The sequence below is a fragment of the Actinomycetospora sp. TBRC 11914 genome, assembly GCF_012933465.1.
Taxonomy (GTDB): Bacteria; Actinomycetota; Actinomycetes; order Mycobacteriales; family Pseudonocardiaceae; genus Actinomycetospora.
In genome coordinates, this window is record NZ_JABBND010000001.1 from 877,219 (window position 1) to 897,158 (window position 19,940).

Here is a 19,940-nt window from a genome sequence, read left to right on the forward strand (position 1 = left end):
TCCTCGTGGCCTCGCGGCCCTCGTGTCGATCCCGACGCTAGGGACGGCCGCGGGGCGGGGCGCCCCCCGCGACGGGGGATCGAGGGGGGAGGCGGACGGGGGAGGCCGTCGCCACCTGCGCGTCGCGCACACACCCCCGCAGCACCGGCATCGAGTCCCCGGTGGACCTGCGCGCGGCGCACACACCCGACTGGCGAGGTCGACGGGGGGACCTGCGCGCTGCGTGGGAATCCGCTCGGACCCACCGAGGCGGAGTGTGTGCGCGACGCGCAGGTCCACCCGCAACTGGCCGCCGCGGGCGGCGGAGTGTGTGCGCGACGCGCAGGTCCACCCGCAACTGGCCGCCGTGGTCGGCGGAATCTGTGCGCGGCGCGCCGGTCCACCCGCAACCGATCGCCGCGGGCGGCGGAATGTGTGCGCGACGCGCAGGTCCACCCACAACAGACCGCCGCGGGCGGCGGAGTGTGTGCGCGGCGCGCAGGTCCACCCACAACTGATCGCCGGGGGCGGCGGAGTGTATGCGCCGCGCGGTGGTCCACGTCGGAAGCCGGCCTTCGGCTCCGTCCGCCGTGGGGCACCGTCGGGAGCTGACCGACGAGGGAGGCCGGGCCCGCGACGGCTCCTCGGCGGGGCGCCGGGCACCTATCGTGGACGGATGGCCTCCGTCACACCGGCCGCGACGGGCCCGTTGCGGGTGGTCGTCGTCGACGACCACGAGATGGTCGTGGCCGGGCTGAAGGCCATGCTCGCGCCCTTCACCGGGCGGGTGCGCGTGGTCGGGTCCGCGGCCGGGGTCGAGGAGGCGCTCGCCCTGGTCGCGTCGCTGCTCCCCGACCTCGTGCTCGCCGACGTGCGGCTCTCCGGCGAGAGCGGGCTGGATCTCTGCCGGCGCCTCGGGGAGCGCGTCCCGGACCAGCGGGTGGTGCTGTTGTCGGTGTACGACGACGAGCAGTACCTCTTCCAGGCGCTGCGCGCCGGCGCCGCGGGCTACCTGCTCAAGCGGATCCGCGGGGAGGAACTGGTCTCCCAGCTCGAGCTCGCCGCCGGGGGCACGACCGTCATCGACGCGACGATGGCCGGGCGGGTCGTCACCTCGGCGGCGCGCCTGGAGCGCGACGAGTTCTGGCCCGGCGCCCACCTGGGGCTGACCCACCGCGAGAGCGAGGTGCTCGCGCTGCTCGTGGCCGGGTGCACCAACCGCGCGATCGCGTCCCGGCTGGTCATCGGCGACGAGACGGTGAAGAGCCACGTCCGCTCGGTGCTGCGCAAGCTGGGCGTCGCCGACCGGACCGCCGCCGTCGCGGCGGCGCTGCGGGAGGGGCTGTTTCGGTGAGCGGGCTGGGTCTCCGGGGGCTGGGCCTCGACGACCCGGAGCGCGAGAACGCCGTCCTGCTGGCCATCATCGAGGCGACCGCGAGCGGCCCGGACCCGGAGGCGCGGGCGGCCGCCGTCGCGCGGGTCATCACCGAGGCCACCGCCACCGACGTCTGCTTCGTGCACGTCCTCGACGACTCCGAGCGGGCCCTCACCCTGCTCGGCGCCACCCCGCCCTTCGACGCCGAGGTCGGCGCGGTGCACCTGCCGCTGGGCCGGGGGGTGAGCGGGTGGGTGGCGAGCCACCGGGAGCCGGTGGTGATCGTCGAGGACAAGGAGTCCGACCCGCGGTACGTGCCGATCCCGGCGCTGCGCGGCCAGGACTACACCTCGATGGTGTCGGTGCCGATGATCAGCGCGCCGGACGGGCTCGCCGGGGTGCTCAACGTGCACACCCGCGCCCGCCGCCGGTTCGACGACCGCGACGTCCGGCTGCTCCTGGCGATCGGCCGGCTGCTCGCGGGCGCCGTGCACCAGGCCCGGATGCACCGTCGCCTCGCCGTCCGGGAGCGGGCCCACGAGCGGTTCGCCGAGCAGACCGTCGCCGCCGGCGAGGCCGAGCGGCGCCGCCTCGCCCGCGACATCCACGACGGCATCTCCCAGCGGCTGGTCTCGCTCTCCTACCACCTCGACGCGGCCCTGACCCACCTCGGGCGCGCCGACCCCGCCGCCGCGCACACCGCGATCGACGCCGCCTGCGAGCTCGTCGACACCGCCCTCGGCGAGACCCGCGCGGCGATCGGCGCGCTCCGCCCGCCCGTCCTCGACGACCTCGGGCTCGCCGGCGCGCTCGCCGCCCTCGCCCGTGACCTGCCGGGCGTCACCGCGTCGCTGGCCCTCACCGACGCGCGCTTCCCCGACCACCTCGAGATCGCGCTGTATCGGATCGCCCAGGAGGCGCTGCAGAACGTCGGGAAGCACGCCGCCGCGGAGCGGGTGACGGTGCGGCTCGACGCCGACGGCCACGGGACCCGGCTGACCGTCACCGACGACGGCGTCGGGTTCACCCCGGGCGCGGCGGACCCGGTGCCCGATCCCGACGACGGCGGGTACGGCCTGGCCTCGATGCGCGAGCGGGCCGAGCTCATCGGCGGCGCCGTCCGGGTGACCTCGCGGCCCGGCGGCGGGACCAGCGTCGTCGTCACCGTCCCCGACCTGCAGGTTCAGCCGAACGGCGAAGGGTTCGCCGCGAACCCTTGATTGTCCTGCTCATTCCCGGCCCCGCACTCTTCCGGGCATGGCCGACCGATGGAGCGCGGGCGTCATCCCCTACGCGGAGATGGGGTACTGGCAGCCCGACTACGAACCGAAGGACACCGACCTGCTCTGCGCGTTCCGCGTGACGCCGCAGGACGGGGTGCCGCCCGAGGAGGCGGGCGCCGCCGTCGCGGGCGAGTCCAGCACCGCGACCTGGACGGTGGTCTGGACCGACCGCCTCACCACCTACGACCACTACCAGGCCAAGTGCTACCGCGTGGACGCCGTGCCCGGCGTCGAGGGGCAGTGGATCGCCCACATCGCCTACGACCTCGACCTGTTCGAGGAGGGGTCGATCGCGAACCTGACCAGCTCGATCATCGGCAACGTCTTCGGCTTCAAGCCCCTGCGGGCCCTCCGCCTCGAGGACATGCGGATCCCGGCGCACTACGTCAAGACCTTCCCCGGCCCGCCGCACGGCATCGTCACCGAGCGGGAGTACCTCAACAAGTTCGGCCGGCCGCTGCTCGGCGCCACCACGAAGCCCAAGCTCGGGCTGTCCGCCCGCAACTACGGCCGGGTGGTCTACGAGGCCCTGCGCGGCGGGCTGGACTTCACCAAGGACGACGAGAACATCAACTCGCAGCCGTTCATGCGCTGGCGCGACCGCTACCTCGCCTGCATGGAGGCGGTGAACCGGGCGCAGGCCGAGACCGGCGAGGTCAAGGGCCACTACCTCAACGTCACCGCGGCGACCATGGAGGACATCTACGAGCGCGCCGAGTTCGCCCGCGAGCTCGGCAGCGTCATCGTCATGGTCGACCTCACCGTCGGCTACACCGCGATCCAGTCGCTCTCGCGGTGGGCGCGACGCAACGGCGTCGTCCTGCACCTGCACCGGGCCGGCCACGCCACCTACACCCGGCAGAAGTCCCACGGCGTCAGCTTCCGCGTCATCTCGAAGTGGATGCGCCTCGCCGGGGTCGACCACATCCACGCCGGCACCGTCGTCGGGAAGCTCGAGGGCGACCCGGCGTCGGTCCACGGCTTCTACGACGTGCTGCGCAAGAACTCCTACGACGCCGACCCGTCGAAGGGCCTGTACTTCGCCCAGGACTGGGTGTCGATGCCGGCCACCATGCCGGTCGCCTCCGGCGGCATCCACGCCGGGCAGATGCACCAGCTGCTGCACCACCTCGGCGAGGACACCGTCCTGCAGTTCGGCGGCGGCACCATCGGCCACCCGATGGGCATCGCCTCGGGCGCCGAGGCCAACCGGGTCGCCGTCGAGGCGATGATCAAGGCGCGCAACGAGGGCCGCGACGTCCTGGCCGAGGGCGAGGAGGTCCTCCGCGCTGCCGCGAAGCGCAACAAGCCGCTCGACATGGCCCTCTCGACCTGGGGCGACGTCACCTTCGACTACGCCTCGACCGACACCGTCGACGCCGTCGCCACCCCCTCGTGAGGAGGACACCGTGAGGATCACCCAGGGCACGTTCTCGTTCCTGCCGGATCTCACCGACGACGAGATCCGCGCCCAGATCGCCTACGCCCTCGAGCAGGGCTGGCCCTGCTCGGTGGAGTACACCGACGACCCGCACCCGCGGAACACCTACTGGGAGATGTGGGGGCTCCCGCTGTTCGACCTGCAGGACCCGGCCGCGGTGCTCGACGAGGTCCGCGCCTGCCGCGAGGAGCACCCCGAGCACTACGTGCGGGTCAACGCCTACGACGCCGGCCTCGGCCGCCAGACCGTCGCGCTGTCGTTCCTGGTCAACCGCCCGAGCGAGGAGCCCGGCTTCCGCCTCGACCGCCAGGAGGGGCCGGACCGCCGCGTCGGCTACTCCGTGCACTCCTACGCCACCGAGCGGCCCGCGGGCTCGCGCTACGGCGCCACGGGCCGGGGCGGCGGTCCGCGGAGCAACGGCCATGGCGGGCGCTGACGGCACGCGGGTGTCGTTCGCGACGGCGGGCCGGGCGTCGAACGGCACCCGGGAGACCGGGGCTGCGGCGCCCGCCGAGGCGCCGCTCGCCCCCGACGCGACGGTGGACCTCGACGCGGTCCGTCGCGACGCGGGCGTCGACGCCGTCCTCGACGCGCTCGACGCCGAGCTCGTCGGCCTCGCGCCGGTGAAGGAGCGGCTCCGCGAGCTCGCGGCGCTGCTCGTCGTCGACCGGGTGCGGGGGCGCTTCGGCGTGGCGACCGAGCCCCCGACGCTGCACATGTGCTTCACCGGCAACCCGGGCACCGGCAAGACGACGGTCGCCCGGCGGATCGGCGACCTGCTCCACGGCCTGGGCTACCTGCGCCGCGGGCACCTCGTCACCGCCACCCGCGACGACCTCGTCGGGCAGTACGTCGGGCACACCGCGCCGAAGACCAAGGAGATCGTCGGCAAGGCCCGCGGCGGGGTGCTCTTCGTCGACGAGGCCTACTACCTGCACCGGCCCGGCAACGAGCGCGACTACGGCGGCGAGGCCATCGAGATCCTCCTGCAGGCCATGGAGGCCCACCGCGACGACCTCGTCGTCGTACTCGCCGGCTACGCCGATCGGATGGCCACCTTCTTCGAGGCCAACCCGGGGATGCAGAGCCGCGTCGCCCACCACGTCGACTTCCCCGACTTCACCGCCGACGAGCTCGTGGTGATCGCCCGGGACATGGCCGCCGGGCAGGGCCTGTGCTTCTCCGACGACGCGGCCGACGCGCTGCGGGAGTACCTCGCGCTGCGCCGCGAGCAGGCGTGGTTCGCCGGCGCCCGCAGCGTGCGCAACGCCCTCGACCGGGCGCGGATGCGCCAGGCCCGCCGCCTCGGGGAGGCCCCGTCGCGGTCGGTGGGCCTGCCCGAGCTCACCACCCTCGAGGCTCCCGACCTGCGGGCGAGCCGCGTCTTCGCCGGCGGGCACACGGCGAGCTGAGGATGGGCCAGGATCGGCACGTGTGACCACCACGGCGCGCCTGCGGGCCTTCGTCGCCCTCGCCGAGGCCGGGTCGGTGCGCGGGGCGGCCGCCGCGCTCGTCGTCACCGAGTCCACGGTCTCGGCGGCGGTGCGCGCGCTGGGCGACGAGGTCGGGGTGGCGCTGCTCGAGCGGGAGGGCCGTGGGATCCGGCTCACCGCGGCCGGGCGGCGCTACGCCGACTACGCGCGCCGCATCCTCGGGCTGCTCGACGAGGCGGGCGCCGCCGCCCGCGGCGAGGCCGACCCGGAGCGCGGGCACGTGCGCCTCGGGGCGGTGACGACGGCGGGCGAGCACCTGCTGCCCGCCCTGCTCGCCTCGTTCCGGGCCCGCCACCCGGAGGTCACCCTCGGCGTCGAGGTCGCCCCCAGCGCCGCGGTCTGGCCGATGCTGCGCCACCACGAGGTCGACGTCGTGGTCGCCGGCAGTCCGCCGGCCGATCTCGACGCGCGCGTGCGCGCCCGGCGCGAGAACACCCTCGTCGTCGTCGGGACCCCGGCGACGGCGGCCGCCTTCGACCCGGCGACGGCGACGTGGCTGCTGCGCGAGGCGGGCTCGGGCATCCGGGCCACCCTCACCGCGCTGCTCGCGGACCTCCCGGGCGACCCGCCGCGGCTGGTGCTGGGCTCGCACGGCGCGACGATCGCCGCGGCCCGCGCCGGGCTGGGCGTGACGCTCGTGGCGCGCGAGGGCGTCGACCGACTGCTCGCCGACGGGGCGCTGGTCGAGCTGCCGGTGCCGGGGGTGCCCGTGTCGCGGCCCTGGCACGTCGTGACCCACCCCGACGCCACGGCCAGCACCGAGCTGCTCGTGCGCCACCTGCTGGCGGACGCGTCGCTGGGCTGGCGGCGGGGGTGAGGGGTCACCCCGGTGCCGCGAGGATCGCCCGCGGCACCGGGGGAGCTCGCTAGGACACCCGACTCAGCCCACCCGGATGGCGGCCGGGAGCCGTCGACCCTCGCCGGCCAGGGGGTCGGAGTCGCAGGCCTTGTCCGGACGGCGCACCGAGAGGGTCAGCGGCACCGGCTCGCTCTTCGTGCGCGGGCTCGTCCGGTGGGAGTGGTCGAGCGACGGCTTGGGAATGATCCCAGGTTCGAGGGCACCAGCCATCTCGAGCTTTGCGAGCTCGCGCTCGCCGTTGCCGAGCACGCACTCCGGGTCCGGGCCGTCGAGCGGCAGGCCGGTGAAGAACTTCGCGGCCATGCAGCCGCCCTGGCACGCGTCGTAGTGGGAGCACTTCGTGCAGGCGCCGCCCGACTGCGGGCCCCGGAGCTCGGCGAAGAGCTCGGAGTCCTGCCACACCGTCTGGAACCCGCCCTCGGACCGGACGTTGCCGGCGAGGAACTGGTCGTGGATCGCGAACGGGCAGGCGTACACGTCGCCGACCGGGTCGATCAGGCACACCACGCGCCCGGCGCCGCACAGGTTGAGGCCCGGCAGCTCCTGGCCGTACGCGGAGAGGTGGAAGAACGAGTCGCCGGTGAGGACGTCCTCGCCGCGCGCCACCAGCCAGTCGTAGAGCTGCTTCTGCTGGGCCTGGGTCGGGTGGAGCTCGTCCCAGGTGTCGGCGCCGCGGCCCGACGGGCGCAGGCGGGTGATCCGCAGCTGGGCCCCGTACTTGTCGGCGATCGCCTTGAACTCGTCGAGCTGGTCGACGTTCTGCCGCGTCACCACCACGCTGATCTTGAACTGCCCGAAGCCGGCCTCGTGCAGGTTCTCCATCGCCCGGATCGCGGTGTCGAAGGAGCCCGGCCCGCGGACGTGGTCGTTGACCTCCGCCGTCGCGCCGTCGAGGGAGATCTGGACGTCGACGTAGTCGGTCGCCGCCAGCTGTGCCGCGCGGGCCTGGTCCAGCTTGACGCCGTTGGTGGAGAACTTGACGCCGACGTCGTGGGCGATCGCGTAGTCCAGGAGCTCCCAGAAGTCGCTGCGCACCGTCGGCTCGCCGCCGCCGATGTTGACGTAGAAGACCTGCATGCGCTGCAGCTCGTCGATGACCGCCTTGCACTCCTCGGTCGACAGCTCGCGCGGGTCGCGCCGCCCGCTGCTGGACAGGCAGTGCACGCAGGAGAGGTTGCAGGCGTAGGTGAGCTCCCAGGTCAGGCAGATCGGGGAGGTCAGGCCGTGGGTGAAGTGTTCGACGAGCTTCATGGTGATGGCTCCCTACCGGGGCGTGATCGTGCCCGCCTGCGCGAGGCCGGCGAGGGCCCGCAGGTACTGGTCGCGTTCGGACTCGGCCACTCCCGCTTCGTCGAGCGCGCCGTGGACGTCGTCGTGGTGCTCGAGGGACTGCACCACGTGCACGAGCGGCTTCGTCTTGAGGAAGGACAGCCGCCGGGTGTGGAAGTCGTAGACGAGGGCGCCGAACGACTCCGGCCGCACCGACACCGACGACGAGAGCCGGTGGGGGCGGGCCGGGTCGAAGGCGCCGGCGGAGGCCCCGGTCGTGGAGGCCTCCGCCGGTGCCGCGGTCATCAGTAGACGCCGCACATGCCGTCGATCGAGACCTCCTCGACGAGGGTCTCCTCGACGAGCGGGGTCTCCTGGTCGGGGTTCTGATCCGCCATGGCTGCCTCCTGGGGTGGACTCCTCGGGCGGACTGGACGCTAAACGGCACTCGGTGCCACTCGCCACGGTCGGCGCGGTCAGGGAACCCCGACCGATCGGGCGGGGCGTGATCGCGATCGCGTTTGCTACGCGCGAGGTGATCCCTGCCGCGACCGGGGCGGGCGGAGGACACTGGGCGACGTGACGTCGACCACCACCCGCACCGCGCGGGCCCGCCACCTCGAGGCGGTCGCCCTGGAGCTGTTCGCGGTGCGCGGGTTCGACGCGGTCACCGTCGACGACCTCGCGGCCGCCGGCGGGGTCGGCCGCCGGACGTTCTTCCGGTACTTCCCGACCAAGCTCGACGTCGTCCTCGGCGAGCTCGACGACGCGCTCGCCGCGCTGGTGCTCACCCTCCGGTCGGTCCCCGACGACGCCGACCCGGTCGCGGCCGCGCGCGAGGCGTTCCTGCGGATCAACGCCTACGCCGACGACGACGTCCCGGTGCTGCGCCGCCGGCTCCGGCTGATCGAGACGGTGCCGGAGGTCGCCGCCCGGGCCGCCGTCCGGTACGCGGCGTGGGAGCGCGCGGTGGCCGACGACGCGGCGTCCCGCTGGGGCTGCGCGGTCTCGGACCTGCGTCCGCAGGTCTTCGCCCGCGTGGTGGTGGCCGCGATGCGCGGGGTGTTCACGACGTGGCTCGACTCCGGCCCGGGCGACGGGGCACTGCTGCGCCTGCTGGTCGGGGAGGCGTTCGACGACCTCGGGCGCGGGTTCGGATGATGGTGTCCGTGACGGACCCGGTGACGCTGATCGACGTCGACCCGTCGTCGTCGGTGGCCCCGTACGAGCAGGTGCGGGCCTCGGTGACGGCACTGGTGCGCTCCGGGGCGCTGGCCCCGCACACCCGGCTGCCCGCGGTGCGGCGGCTCGCCGTCGACCTCGGGCTCGCGGCGAACACGGTGGCGCGGGCCTACCGGGAGCTGGAGGCGGCCGGGGTGGTGGAGACCCGCGGGCGGCTCGGGACGTTCGTGGTGGACCCGTCGGCGGCGGAGGGCGGCGGGCGCGACGAGGCCCGGGAGGCGGCGCGGGAGTACGCGGCGCGGATGCGGTCACTGGGGGTGTCGCCGGAGCGGGCGGTGGACCTCGCCCGGGCGGCCCTGGCCGACGGCTGAGGCGGCGCTGCTCGCTCTCCATGATCAACGGGCACCTGGAGGGGTCCCCCACCCGTCCGTACCCCTCTATGTGCCCGTTGGACGGCTGCCAACCCACCGAGGGACGAGGCAGGCGACGTCATCCGGGTCGACCGGCCGTCGTCGATCTCCACTCCATGATCAACGGGCACGTGGAGGGGTCCGCCACCCCTCCGCACCCCTCCACGTGCCCGTTGGAGCGCTACCAACCGGCCACGGCGGCACCCGCGCCGCCGACACCCGCATCGCCCGCTGCCCCTGAGGGAACCGAACCGCTCCAAGCTCCCTCTCACCCCCGTGGAGACGCCGACGCGCTGGACCCGCGTGCCGTTCCGGGGCTCGCTCGCCGTCGAGCTCAAACTGCTCTCGAAGGACCAGCTGCGCGGCCCGGAGTTCGTCCGCCTGCGCCGAGACGTCTACGTCGGGGCCGAGACCGAGGTCGACACCCGCGTCCGCATCCAGGCGCTGCACGCGTGGAGCCGGGAGCGCGGCGTGGTCGCGGGCCCGCTCGCCGCGCTGGCCTACGGCGCCGAGTGTCCGTGGGAGGACCCCGAGCTCGTGCTCCGGCAGCACTGCCGACTACCCCCGAGCGACGTGACCGTTCGCACCGACCGCCTCGCGACGGACGAGGTGGCCGAACGGTTCGGGTGCCCCATCACCTCGCCCGCCCGCACGGCGTTCGACCTCGCCCGGCGCACACCCCTCGTCGAAGCGGTCGCCGCGGTCGACGCCCTCGCGCACGCCTGCCGCCTCACCGACGGGCACCTCCGGCCGCTGGTCGAGGCCCATCCCCGCGCCCGCGGACTCGTCCGGGTCAGGCGGGTCCTCGAGCTCATGGATCCGCGCGCCGAGTCGCCGCCCGAGACACGCTTGCGCCTCGGCCTCCTCGACCGCGGCGTCCCGCCCGGGGTCCCGCAGCACCGCGTCGTGCTGCTCACCGGCGAGCGCAAGCGGCTCGACCTCGCCTGGCCCACTCGGATGGTGGCCCTGGAGTACGACGGACCCGAGCACCGCACCGTCGCCGGCCAGAACCGGGACGCCTTCCACCGGGCCCGCCTCGCCGACCTCGGGTGGGACATCACCGTCGTGACCTCGGCGATGATCGGCGACCCGACCGCCTTCGACGAGCTCGCCGCCCGCCTCCTGCGCAAGCTCGGTTGACTACCAGGGCACCTCGACACGGTCCTCCCACAACCGCCCGGTCGGCGGCGGGTCGGAGGGCGAGCCCGGCCGGCAGGCCAGCCAGACCGCGGTGTCCGCCCCCTCCTCGACCGACCGCGGCGCGTCCGGCCCGCCCATGTCGGTGCGGCAGTGGCCAGGGCAGGTGGCGTCGACGAGCACGCCGCGCCGGCCCGCCCCGAGCTCGTGGGCGAGGTTGCGGGTCAGCGCGTTCAGCCCCGCCTTCGCCACCCGGTACGGCGCGAGCCCGCCCGCCGTCCCCGGCCCGCTCATCCGGCCCAGGCACGCCGTCACGTTCACCACGCGGCCCCACCGGCGCTCGACCATGGCGGGCACGAAGGCCGCGACCAGCGCGAACGGCGCGTCGAGGTCGACGTCGCGCACCGCGCGCCAGTCGGCCAGCGAGACCTCCAGCGTCTTCGACCGCCGCGCGCTCATCACCGCCGCCGCGTTCACCAGCACGTCGACGTCCCCGACCCCCGCGACCGCGGCCGGGATCCCCTCGACGTCGGCGAGGTCGACCGGGAGCGCCGTCACCTCGCCGGGCATCGCCTCGACGGCCGCGCCCAGCGCCTCGGCGTCCCGCGCGACCGCGACCACCCGCGCCCCGGCCCCCGCCAGTCCCGCGGCGATCTCCCGACCCAGACCCCGGCTCGCCCCGGTGACGACGGCGGTGCGCCCCGCGAGCTCTGTGCCCATGCGGGCGAGTTCCCCGGCCCGCGTCGGCAAATCCTGCCGATCTTGGACCCTCCTTGTCGCCAAAAATGTGCAGCAGCAACGGGATCGCCAACCGGCACGAAGGGCAGCACCCGAAACCCTCCGAACGTCGGGGTGATCTCCCCGCTCCGTGAACGGGATCACGGTCGTGCGCTCGCCCGTGACCCAGAGCACCCTTAGCGTCCGCGCCGGACGACAGACCAGCTGCCCCCAGCCGGTCCGCCCGACGACGAGAGGATCGAGATGCAGGTCGACGAGCTGCTCAAGCCGTTCCCGATCAAGGAGTTCCACCCGTTCCCGCGGGCGCTCCTCGGGCCCGGCTCGCACGAGATGATCGGGCCGGAGGCCCTGAAGCTGGGCTTCAAGAAGACCCTGATCATGACGTCGGGCCTGCGCGGCACCGACATCGTGCACAAGATCAGCGAGTCGCTGAAGTACCACGGGGTGGACACGGTCATCTACGACCAGGTCGAGTCCAACCCCAAGGACTACAACGTCATGGACGCGGTGAAGCTGTACCAGGAGAACACCTGTGACAGCTTCGTCTCCATCGGCGGCGGCTCGTCGCACGACGCCTGCAAGGGCGCGCGCATCTCGGTGTCGCACGACGGCCGCAACGTCAACGAGTTCGAGGGCTTCAACCAGTCCGAGAACCCGAAGAACCCGCCGCACATCGCGGTCTCGACGACGGCCGGCACGGGCTCGGAGACCTCCTGGGCCTACGTCATCACCGACACGACGACGGACCCGAACAACCCGCACAAGTACGTCGCGTTCGACGACAACTCGGTCACGAGCCTCGCGATCGACGACCCGGTGCTCTACTACGACTGCCCGATCGACTTCACCGCCCAGTGCGGCTTCGACGTCCTCGCGCACGCCTCCGAGCCCTACGTCAGCCGCCTCAACTTCGAGCCGAGCCTGGGCAACGCCCTGCACGCCATCGAGCTCACCGCGGGGAACCTCCGCGAGGCGGTCTGGAACGGCCAGGACCTGCCCGGCCGCCAGGGCATGATGTACGCCCAGTACATCGCCGCGCAGGCGTTCAACTCCGGCGGCCTCGGGATCATCCACTCGATCTCGCACGCGGTGTCGGCCTTTTACGACACCCACCACGGCCTGAACAACGCCATCGCGCTCCCCCGCGTCTGGGCGTTCAACATGCCGGTCGCCTACAAGCGCTTCGCCCGGATCGCCGAGGCCATGGGTGTGGACACCACGCACATGACCGACGTCCAGGCCGCCGAGGCCGCGCTCGCCGCCTCCATCCGGCTGCTGCGCGACGTGGGCATCCCGGAGAAGTTCACCGACGTCACCCAGGACTCGTACTCCAAGAACCGGCTGGGCCAGGGCCCGACGAAGTTCTACGAGAACGAGAAGACCATCACGGGCAACGACGCCGACGTGGACCGCATCACCAACCACGTCCTCGGCGACGCCTGCACCCCGGGCAACCCGAAGGAGTGCACCTTCACGACGGTGCGCCCCGTCGTCGACCACTGCCTCAACGGTGACCTCGACGACCTGCTCAGCTGAGCCGGAGAGCTGATACTCGTACCGGTGCCCGGCGGAGCCTCGCGGCCCGCCGGGCACCGGTGCGTTCCCTCGCCTGCACGTACGGAAGGACCCCGCGTGACCAGCACGTCCGAGCAGCCCACCGGCACCGCGGCCGACGCCCCGTCGGGACCGTTCGAGTCGGTCGACGACGTCGTCGAGGCGCTTTCGGCCCAGGGCTACATCGCCGATCGACGGCTGGCCACCACCGTCTTCCTCCTGACGCGGCTGGAGAAGCCGCTCCTGCTGGAGGGCCCGGCCGGCGTCGGGAAGACCGAGTTGGCGAAGATGCTCGCGGTGGCGACCGGGCGTCGCTTCCTGCGCCTGCAGTGCTACGAGGGCCAGGACGAGACCAAGGCCCTCTACGAGTGGGACTACGGCAAGCAGCTGCTCTACACCCAGATCCTGCGGGAGAAGATCGGGCAGGTCGTCGAGGACGCCCCCGACATCCCCACCGCCGTCGACCGCATCGGCGCGCAGGACTCCGTGTTCTTCTCCGAGCGCTTCCTCGCGCCGCGCCCGCTGCTCCAGGCGATCCGGTCCCCCGAGCCCGTCGTGCTGCTGATCGACGAGGTCGACCGCGCCGACGAAGCCCTCGAGGCCGTCCTGCTCGAGACCCTCGGCGAGTTCCAGATCTCGGTGCCCGAGGTCGGCACGTTCGCCGCCGAGAACGCCCCCTACGTGATCCTCACCAGCAACAACACCCGCGACCTCGCCGCCGCCCTCAAGCGGCGCTGCCTGCACCTCTTCCTCGACTACCCCACCGCCGAGCGCGAGCTGGAGATCGTGCAGTCGAAGAACACCGGCCTGCCCGAGGCGGCCGCGCGCGAGCTCGTCGAGGTGGTCCGCGGGCTGCGCGAGCTCGAGCTGCGCAAGGCGCCGTCGATCTCCGAGACGATCGACTGGGCCCGCACGCTCGCGGTCCTCGGCGTCGACGAGCTGAACTCGCGGATCCTCGCCGACACGGTCTCCGTCGTCGTCAAGTACGACAAGGACGTGACGAAGGCGCTGGGTGCGCTGCCCAACCTGGTCGACCCGAACGCCGTCGTCGACGACGCGCACGGGCACGGCCACGGGCATGGCCACGGGCACGGGCACGACGACGACCACGCCCACGAGTCCCACCCGGCCCCGCGGAACGGCCGCTCCTCCGGCCCCGCACCCGCGGTCGACGACGACGAGGACAACGGGCCCGACGGCCGCGCGGTGCGCGCCTCGAAGGACCAGGAAGGCCGCCACGTGGGCCACTACGCGGCCGGCAGCGAGGCCAAGGAGGCGGCCCGCCGTGGCGAGGGCCCGGAGGCGAAGCCACGCTCGGTCAGCTCCTCGCAGGGGAACCGGTCGTTCGGGCTGGGCCGCAAGCGCGCCCTGTAGCCCGGTAGCCCTACAGCCCCGCCGCCGTCGGCTCCCGCGAGAGAGGAGGCCCCGCGATGGAGGCCAGCATCCACCGCTTCGTCCGGCTGCTGCGCATCCGCCAGGTCCGGATCTCCACCTCGGAGGTCCTCGACGCCATGCGGTGCGCGCGCGAGCCCGGTGTGCTCGCCGACCGCGCGACCCTCAAGGCCGCGCTGCAGGTCGCGCTGGTCAAGGACATCCGCGACGAGGCCACGTTCGACGAGATCTTCGACGCGTTCTTCGCGCTGGTGCGGATCGGCAAGGAGGACACCGGGCACGGCCACGGGCACGGCCACGAGGATCTGTCCGACGACGGGTCGCTCGAGGACTTCACGCTGTCCGAGGAGCCCAGCGAGACCCCGCAGCAGGGTCACGACCACGGCAAGCCGGTCGACATCAAGGAGTTCTTCGACCCCGACGACCTGGCCCAGCAGTACAACCTCCACCAGGAGGCCAACAAGATCGACCTCGCGGCGATGACCGACGAGATCGTCTTCTCCAAGGACGGGGCCACCGACCAGACCGGCACCGGCGAGAAGGTCCAGATCGAGACCGACCACCTCCACGGCGGCGGGCTGCCGGGCGACATCGCCACCGCGTCGGGCACGAAGGTCGACGCGGACCTCAACGTCGCCCAGCAGGAGGCCCTCCTCGGCTGGCTGCAGGGTGTTGAAGACGAGGTGGACGGGGCGAACGATGGTGACGAGTCGGACGCGATGGCGCTGCGCCGCCGGCTCGCCGGGATGCTCGAGAACCTCCCCGAGGCGATCAAGGCCCACCTCGAGCGGCTCATGGAGATCGAGCAGCGCGTCATCGAGGGCGGGCACGCCGACGAGGACGCCCGCAAGGCCGAGGTCGACCGGGCCGAGGAGCACGAGCGCCAACAGCTCGAGGACTCGCTGCGCCGCCTCGCCAAGACCCTGCACGGCGCCCTCACCCACCGACGCCGCCAGTCCCCGCGCGGGCGCATCGACGCCGGCCGCACGATGCGGCGCAACATGCGCTTCGACGGCATCCCCTTCACCCCGGTGACGGTGAGCCGGGCCGAGGACAAGCCGCGCCTGGTGATCCTCGCCGACGTCTCGCTCTCGGTGCGGGCCACCGCCCGGTTCACGCTGCACCTCGTGCACGGGCTGCAGGACATGTTCGGGCAGGTGCGCTCGTTCGCGTTCGTCTCCGAGCTCACCGAGGTCACCGACCTGTTCGCCGACCACACGGTGGAGGACGCCCTCGGGCTGATCTTCGGCGGCGACCTCATCGACGTCGACGCGAACTCCAACTACGGCGAGGCCTTCGGCACCTTCCTCGAGGACCACGCCTCCGCGGTGAACCGGCGCTCGACGGTGATCGTGCTCGGCGACGGCCGGGGCAACGGCAACGACCCGAACATCGAGGCGTTCGCGGAGATCACCCGGCGGGCCCGCGAGACGATCTGGCTGACCCCGGAGCCGCGCTACTCCTGGGGGCTCGGCGCCTGCGACCTCCCGCAGTACGCCGAGTTCTGCGACCGCATCCGCGTCGTGCGGGACCTCACAGGGCTCTCGGAGGTCAGCCACGACATGGTCTCCGAGATGATCGGACGCTGAGGCCCGGTGGACGGGACGCGGCCGTGACCCTGACCCCGCCGGCCGCCGGCAGCGCCCGCATCGACCCCCTCGGCCCGTCCCACCCGGGGCGGTGGGAGAACGGCCCCGTCGTGGTCTGCCACGTCGACCGCGCGGCGGTGCCGGTCCGGCTGGTCTCCGGGAAGGCACCCGAGCTGATCAGCGAGCACTTCGAGGTGCACCGCCCGGGCGGGCGGCTGCTGGTGCTCCACCGCTTCCGGCCCGACGAGCTCGACGACGACGTCTCGACCCTCGTCGCCGCCGAGCTCGGCCCGGTGGTGGAGTCGGCGCCGGTCTTCGAGCGGGTCGTCACCGGGATCGTGCGGTCCACCGTCGGCGACCCGCTCACCGCGTGGTCGACCTTCTACGCCAACTCCCTCGCCGTCCTGCGCCACCCGGAGCGGGCCCCGACCCCCGGGGCGCCCCCGGAGGCGTCGCTGGCCGGGTTCGCGCCGGTGCACGCGCGGGCGCTCGACGAGGTGGCGGGGACGACCGTCGCCGACCTCGGCACCTGCTTCGGCTTCCTCCCGCTGCTCATGGCGGAGCGCGGCCTCGACGTCGTCGCCACCGACCACACGCCGGGCACCATGCGGCTGCTCTCGGCGGTCGCGGGCACCGGGATCGTGCCCGCGGCGACGACCCGGCTGCGCACCGCCGCCTGCGACGCCCGGGCCGTGCCGCTGCACGACGACGCCGTCGACACGGCCACCGCGATCCACCTGCTCGAGCACCTGCCGGCGGCGGACTCGGCCGCCGTCGTCGCGGAGATGTGCCGGATCGCCCGCCGTCGCATCGTCGTGGCCGTGCCGTTCGAGGACGAGCCCGACCCGGTCTACGGCCACCTCTGCCGCTTCACCCCCGACGTCCTCACCGCCCTCGGCGAGCGCACCGGCGCCCGGTTCCGGGTGGAGTCCGACCACGGGGGCTGGCTCGTGGCTGACGCCCTGTGAACGATGGTGGTCGCTCCGACGACCAAGATCGTTCACACAGACGTGGCTCTGGTCGACATGTTCGGGTCGCCGGGTGCATGTGAACGATCTTGGTCGTGGGAGCGACCACAATCGTTCACATGGGGCACCCCTGACCCCGCGCCGCCTGCTGCGGGTCGATGCGGAACATCGGGCCGGAGTCGGTGGGCTCGTCGTAGTAGCGGTGGAACACCGGGGTGAGGCCGCCGGAGATGGGCGGGACGATCCAGCTCCAGTCCACCGGGCACTTCCGCCCGGCCGCCTCCTCCCGCTCGAGGTGGCGCAGGAAGCGCTGCGACTCGCCGTGGTGGTCGGCCATCGAGACGCCGGCCTGGTCGAACGAGTGCTGCACGGCGAGGGTGAGCTCGACGGCGGCGCGGTCGCGCCACATGGTGCGGTCGCTCGACGTGTCGAGTCCCATCCGCTCGGCCACCTCCCCGAGCATGTCGTAGCGCTCGCCGTCGGAGAGGTTGCGCGCCCCGATCTCGGTGGCCATGTACCAGCCGTTGAACGGCGCGGCGGGGTAGGAGACGCCGCCGATGTCCAGGCGCATGTTGCTGATCACCGGGAGGGCGTGCCAGCGCAGGCCCAGCTCGGCGAACCAGGCGTGGTCGGGGTGGGTCAGCTCCACCTCGAGCACCGACTCCGCGGGCACCTCGAAGAACTGCGGGCCCTTCTCGGCCCACTCCCCGCCGCCGGAGACGACCAGCGGGAGGACGTCGAAGCGCCCCATCGGCGAGGGCGGCACCCACCCGAGCGAGCGCGCGTGGTCGGTGAACCCGACGTAGCGGGGGTCGCCGAGGACCCGGCCGCCGGTGCGGTAGCCGGCGTAGCGGACGAGCTGCTCGTTCCAGACCCGCGGGCCGGGCGAGGCGGGGGTGTCGGGGGCGAGCACGGTGATCGTCGAGCGGATGCGCCCGCGGCGGGTGGCCTCGTCGAGGTGGCCGACGCATTCGGCGGCGACCTCGTCCGGCGCGACGACGTGACGCCGGTCGCGCACGTGCAGGCTGCGCCAGTACAGCCGCCCGATGCACCGTGCCGAGTTCCGCCAGGCGACGCGGGCGCCGAAGGCCAGCTCGGCCGGGGTGTGCACGTAGGTGCCGGTGCGCTCGATCTCGTCGCGGACCTCGGCGAGCCGGTCCTCGAGCGGCGCGGTCCGGCTGCTCGCGCCCTTGACCGCGGCGGCGCCGGGCTCGTCGGCCTCGGCGTGGAAGAGCCGGAGGAACTCCTCCGCCTCGGCGGGATCGACGGGGGGCACCGACTCCGACGACGACGCCGGGGCGCCCCAGGAGGCGCCGTCGTGCTCCCGGGGCCCTCCGGCGACGGCGTCGGGCGCGGCCGGGCGCTCGGGGCCGGGCAGGGGCGCTGCACCGTTCCGCGCCGCCGGGACGGCCGGCGCGTGCACGGTCGCCGCCGCGGTGTCGTCGTCCTCGGCGTCCGCCGACGCTGGACGGGGCCGCGGGCTCGGCCGCGGCGGCCCCTGGGGCTCGAGCTGGACGGGCTCCGCGACGGCGCCGTCCGGGCCCACCGGCGCGGTGAGCGGAGCGGTGGGTTCGCCGTGCTCGCCGGGGGCGGGCTCGACCTCGGGGGCAGCGGGGGACGGCACGCCGCTGACGGGCGTGTCCTCGGACGCCCCGTCCGCGCCGTTCACGGTCACCGTGGCCGTGCCGCGGGCCATGCCACCTCCGAGTCGCTCGAGGTCCTGCCGTGTCCCTGACGGGCTCACGACCTCGGCGGTGTGTACCGCACCGCCGTCGTCGCCGTACCGAGCCGGGCCCCCGCGCGCTCGACGTCCATCCTCACCGGTCGCTAACAGGATGGGATCTAGCCGTTCGGACCCACCTGGTCCGGGAAGCGGCCTGATCACGATCCTCCGTTCGGCGCATACCGGACGTCCATACCTGTCCTCGACCACCCGCGGGCGCTCCCGTGCCGCCCGCATCCTGGACCGGCGTCGACCCACCGGGGGCCGCTCGGGTCCCTCGCGGGTCGACCGATCCCGGACAGGTCACGGCCGACCACTGTAGGGGTAGCCCGTCCCCCTCCGGCGTCCGGCACCACCTCACCGACGGTCACTCGTCCGGGCCGTCCGGGCCCGGACCCCGGTGACCTCGGCACAGATCGTCTGGCACCCTGACCCGACGACCGGCAGTAGTCAGCGCGTGAACCGTGCGTGACGAGATGACGGCGAGAGGATTCCGCGTGAGCCGAGCCGGACGGGGCCGTCCCGGTGGCGGACGCCGCCCGCGCGAGATGCGCGAGCGTGCGGACGAGATGGCGGCACTGCTCGACGAGGCCGCCCCGCGGGCGGCCCGCACGCGGAGGCGCCGCACGACGGCGGTGCCCGCCGCGGTCGCGGCCTTCGGGGCGCTGAGCATCGGGGGGGTCGGCCTGGCGCTCGGGCTGACGCCGACCGGCGCGGAGGGTGTCCTGCCCGCCAGCCCCTCCCCCGCGCTCGCCGACCCCGGTTCGGCGGCGCCGACGTCATCGGCCGAGGGGACCACCACCGGCGCGGCGGCCGCGGGCGGCGTGGACCCGGCCGTCGCGGGCGCGGACCTCATCCGTGCCGACGACCACGGGACGCCGGCGGGGGCCGCGACGGCGTCCGCACCCGCCGCCCCCCACCGGACGGGACCCGGGACTCCGGCGTCCACGACGCGGGCCGCCGCGCCGACGAGCACGCGGCCCACCCCCACCACGACGCGGCACCGGCCGCCGTCGTCGCGCCCCACCCCCACCACGAGCCGCTCGGGGACCCCGCGCGCGACCTCCACCCGTCCCCGGACGCAGACCTCGTCCGCCGCGCCGCGACCGGTCGCGCAGCGCGCCGCACTCCCGTCCACCGGCACGGGCCCCACCTCCACGGCGCCGACGACGACCCCGTCGGGTGACGACGAGGGCGCCACACGCTGAGGAGAGCGGTCGTCCCGCGACGGCGGGTGACAACACGCGGTCGCGACGGGCCCGATCGTGGCGCCGGACACCACCGCTCACCGGTCCTCGACGCACGCTGGCCGCACCGACGGACACAGGGGACGTCCGCGCGGAGACGCGGAGTAGCGTGACGCGGCAGTGCCCACCGGTAGGGTGCGTCGCCGGGGGCCGAGCGAGTCATCGCGAGATGAGGAGTCGACCGGACGTGACGGCAGCGAGGAGCAACGGTCCCGACGCGGGGCGACACGGCCTCGCCGGGCCGGGGGGTCCTCCCCGTGGCACGGCGGCCGAGCACGAGGACCACGGCCGGCCGTCCAGC

General features: G+C 73.9%; 19 protein-coding genes. 14 read left to right on the plus strand and 5 right to left on the minus strand.

Features of this window, described 5'->3' with window-relative positions; all coding sequences use genetic code 11:
• Positions 1 to 655: 655 nt before the first annotated feature.
• The 6 genes from HH311_RS04195 to HH311_RS04220 are packed head-to-tail and all read left to right on the plus strand — an operon-like array spanning position 656 to position 6,388.
• Positions 656 to 1,333: a response regulator transcription factor gene (locus HH311_RS04195; protein WP_169182250.1), complete on the plus strand. Its 678-nt coding sequence runs from the start codon at positions 656 to 658 to the stop codon at positions 1,331 to 1,333.
• Positions 1,330 to 2,574, plus strand: a complete 1,245-nt coding sequence (locus HH311_RS04200) for a GAF domain-containing sensor histidine kinase (protein ID WP_169182251.1) — start codon at positions 1,330 to 1,332, stop codon at positions 2,572 to 2,574. Before HH311_RS04195 ends, HH311_RS04200 begins: the two co-directional genes overlap by 4 nt.
• A gap of 37 nt (positions 2,575 to 2,611) precedes the next feature.
• Positions 2,612 to 4,036: a form I ribulose bisphosphate carboxylase large subunit gene (locus tag HH311_RS04205; protein ID WP_169182252.1), complete on the plus strand. Its 1,425-nt coding sequence runs from the start codon at positions 2,612 to 2,614 to the stop codon at positions 4,034 to 4,036.
• Between the two features lie 10 nt (positions 4,037 to 4,046).
• Positions 4,047 to 4,514, plus strand: a complete 468-nt coding sequence (locus tag HH311_RS04210; protein ID WP_169182253.1) for a ribulose bisphosphate carboxylase small subunit — start codon at positions 4,047 to 4,049, stop codon at positions 4,512 to 4,514.
• Positions 4,501 to 5,490, plus strand: coding sequence for an AAA family ATPase (locus HH311_RS04215; RefSeq protein WP_169182254.1), 990 nt, complete (start codon positions 4,501 to 4,503; stop codon positions 5,488 to 5,490). The genes HH311_RS04210 and HH311_RS04215 overlap by 14 nt, the downstream gene beginning before the upstream one ends.
• Before the next feature lie 22 nt (positions 5,491 to 5,512).
• The gene (locus HH311_RS04220; protein WP_169182255.1) at positions 5,513 to 6,388 is read left to right on the plus strand and encodes a LysR substrate-binding domain-containing protein; all 876 of its coding nucleotides are present in this window, start codon (positions 5,513 to 5,515) and stop codon (positions 6,386 to 6,388) included.
• A gap of 63 nt (positions 6,389 to 6,451) precedes the next feature.
• On the opposite strand, the gene mftC is transcribed toward HH311_RS04220, so the two are convergent.
• Genes mftC through mftA form a run of 3 tightly spaced genes read right to left on the minus strand, consistent with a single transcriptional unit; the run spans position 6,452 to position 8,097 of the window.
• On the minus strand, positions 6,452 to 7,681 hold the full coding sequence (gene mftC, locus HH311_RS04225; protein WP_169182256.1) for a mycofactocin radical SAM maturase: 1,230 nt from the start codon (positions 7,679 to 7,681) through the stop codon (positions 6,452 to 6,454).
• Positions 7,682 to 7,693: 12 nt separating this feature from the next.
• Positions 7,694 to 8,005 carry a mycofactocin biosynthesis chaperone MftB gene (gene mftB, locus HH311_RS04230; protein WP_169182257.1) on the minus strand — a complete coding sequence of 104 codons (312 nt, stop codon included), beginning with the start codon at positions 8,003 to 8,005 and terminating at the stop codon, positions 7,694 to 7,696.
• Positions 8,005 to 8,097: a mycofactocin precursor MftA gene (mftA, locus tag HH311_RS04235; protein ID WP_169182258.1), complete on the minus strand. Its 93-nt coding sequence runs from the start codon at positions 8,095 to 8,097 to the stop codon at positions 8,005 to 8,007. Before mftA ends, mftB begins: the two co-directional genes overlap by 1 nt.
• A gap of 181 nt (positions 8,098 to 8,278) precedes the next feature.
• On the opposite strand from mftA, the gene HH311_RS31365 reads away from it, so the two are divergent.
• The 3 genes from HH311_RS31365 to HH311_RS04250 all read left to right on the plus strand — a co-directional run bounded on the left by HH311_RS31365 (position 8,279) and on the right by HH311_RS04250 (position 10,431).
• The gene (locus HH311_RS31365; protein ID WP_169182259.1) at positions 8,279 to 8,860 is read left to right on the plus strand and encodes a TetR family transcriptional regulator; all 582 of its coding nucleotides are present in this window, start codon (positions 8,279 to 8,281) and stop codon (positions 8,858 to 8,860) included.
• 8 nt (positions 8,861 to 8,868) lie between these two features.
• Complete coding sequence (locus tag HH311_RS04245; protein ID WP_396027415.1) at positions 8,869 to 9,252, plus strand: GntR family transcriptional regulator; 384 nt, start codon at positions 8,869 to 8,871, stop codon at positions 9,250 to 9,252.
• A gap of 315 nt (positions 9,253 to 9,567) precedes the next feature.
• Positions 9,568 to 10,431, plus strand: a complete 864-nt coding sequence (locus HH311_RS04250) for a type IV toxin-antitoxin system AbiEi family antitoxin (protein ID WP_169182261.1) — start codon at positions 9,568 to 9,570, stop codon at positions 10,429 to 10,431.
• Here HH311_RS04250 and HH311_RS04255 read toward each other — a convergent pair whose 3' ends face one another.
• Positions 10,432 to 11,148, minus strand: a complete 717-nt coding sequence (locus HH311_RS04255) for an SDR family NAD(P)-dependent oxidoreductase (RefSeq protein ID WP_169182262.1) — start codon at positions 11,146 to 11,148, stop codon at positions 10,432 to 10,434.
• A 261-nt stretch (positions 11,149 to 11,409) separates the two neighbouring features.
• Between HH311_RS04255 and mdo the strand changes: the two genes are divergently transcribed.
• The 4 genes from mdo (at position 11,410) to mftM (ending at position 16,669) form a co-directional block, all read left to right on the plus strand.
• Positions 11,410 to 12,702 carry an NDMA-dependent methanol dehydrogenase gene (gene mdo, locus HH311_RS04260; protein WP_169182263.1) on the plus strand — a complete coding sequence of 431 codons (1,293 nt, stop codon included), beginning with the start codon at positions 11,410 to 11,412 and terminating at the stop codon, positions 12,700 to 12,702.
• A 96-nt stretch (positions 12,703 to 12,798) separates the two neighbouring features.
• The gene (locus HH311_RS04265) at positions 12,799 to 14,094 is read left to right on the plus strand and encodes a MoxR family ATPase (RefSeq protein WP_169182264.1); all 1,296 of its coding nucleotides are present in this window, start codon (positions 12,799 to 12,801) and stop codon (positions 14,092 to 14,094) included.
• Between the two features lie 56 nt (positions 14,095 to 14,150).
• The gene (locus tag HH311_RS04270; RefSeq protein ID WP_169182265.1) at positions 14,151 to 15,701 is read left to right on the plus strand and encodes a VWA domain-containing protein; all 1,551 of its coding nucleotides are present in this window, start codon (positions 14,151 to 14,153) and stop codon (positions 15,699 to 15,701) included.
• Between the two features lie 23 nt (positions 15,702 to 15,724).
• The gene (mftM, locus tag HH311_RS04275) at positions 15,725 to 16,669 is read left to right on the plus strand and encodes a mycofactocin oligosaccharide methyltransferase MftM (protein ID WP_169182266.1); all 945 of its coding nucleotides are present in this window, start codon (positions 15,725 to 15,727) and stop codon (positions 16,667 to 16,669) included.
• Positions 16,670 to 16,784: 115 nt separating this feature from the next.
• On the opposite strand, the gene HH311_RS04280 is transcribed toward mftM, so the two are convergent.
• The gene (locus tag HH311_RS04280; protein WP_396027422.1) at positions 16,785 to 18,047 is read right to left on the minus strand and encodes a nitric oxide synthase oxygenase; all 1,263 of its coding nucleotides are present in this window, start codon (positions 18,045 to 18,047) and stop codon (positions 16,785 to 16,787) included.
• Positions 18,048 to 18,889: 842 nt separating this feature from the next.
• On the opposite strand from HH311_RS04280, the gene HH311_RS04285 reads away from it, so the two are divergent.
• Positions 18,890 to 19,600 carry a hypothetical protein gene (locus tag HH311_RS04285; RefSeq protein ID WP_169182267.1) on the plus strand — a complete coding sequence of 237 codons (711 nt, stop codon included), beginning with the start codon at positions 18,890 to 18,892 and terminating at the stop codon, positions 19,598 to 19,600.
• Positions 19,601 to 19,940 lie beyond the last annotated feature (340 nt).

Bases quoted from the DNA above. Each gene is read 5' to 3' on its own strand.
- HH311_RS04195 (WP_169182250.1), top strand. From the start codon at position 656: ATGGCCTCCGTCACACCGGCCGCGACGGGCCCGTTGCGGGTGGTCGTC.
- HH311_RS04205 (WP_169182252.1), top strand. From the start codon at position 2,612: ATGGCCGACCGATGGAGCGCGGGCGTCATCCCCTACGCGGAGATGGGG.
- HH311_RS04215 (WP_169182254.1), top strand. From the start codon at position 4,501: ATGGCGGGCGCTGACGGCACGCGGGTGTCGTTCGCGACGGCGGGCCGG.
- mftC (WP_169182256.1), bottom strand. From the start codon at position 7,681: ATGAAGCTCGTCGAACACTTCACCCACGGCCTGACCTCCCCGATCTGC.
- mftB (WP_169182257.1), bottom strand. From the start codon at position 8,005: ATGACCGCGGCACCGGCGGAGGCCTCCACGACCGGGGCCTCCGCCGGC.
- mftA (WP_169182258.1), bottom strand. From the start codon at position 8,097: ATGGCGGATCAGAACCCCGACCAGGAGACCCCGCTCGTCGAGGAGACC.
- HH311_RS04255 (WP_169182262.1), bottom strand. From the start codon at position 11,148: ATGGGCACAGAGCTCGCGGGGCGCACCGCCGTCGTCACCGGGGCGAGC.
- mdo (WP_169182263.1), top strand. From the start codon at position 11,410: ATGCAGGTCGACGAGCTGCTCAAGCCGTTCCCGATCAAGGAGTTCCAC.
- HH311_RS04270 (WP_169182265.1), top strand. From the start codon at position 14,151: ATGGAGGCCAGCATCCACCGCTTCGTCCGGCTGCTGCGCATCCGCCAG.